The sequence below is a fragment of the Dellaglioa sp. CoH-55-MRSF-7 genome, from assembly GCF_056782235.1.
In genome coordinates, this window is record NZ_JBXAYI010000250.1 from 1 (window position 1) to 231 (window position 231).

1 protein-coding gene is annotated in these 231 nt (G+C 67.1%); it reads right to left on the reverse strand.

The features are described 5' to 3' along the window. A partial coding sequence (locus AC1RPU_RS08555) for a hypothetical protein (RefSeq protein WP_481769743.1) occupies window positions 1–231 on the reverse strand: 231 nt, incomplete at both ends.

Here is a 231-nt window from a genome sequence, read left to right on the forward strand (position 1 = left end):
GGCCAGTGCACGCACTTGAGCGCGGGGCGTGTGTTTCAGGCTCGGGGCCGGTTCCTCGGCCTTTTCCGATTCTTGCGGGGCCGCGTCCTGATGCGAGCCTTCCGCGCTCACGTCGGATTCCTGCGTCGCGATCGGTTCGGCGTTATCACGGTATGCGCGGATCGTGCACGGGCGGTTGTCGGCGTCGCCGAATTCGAGTGCGTCGGTCGTGCCGAGTGCCTGAGCCGCGAT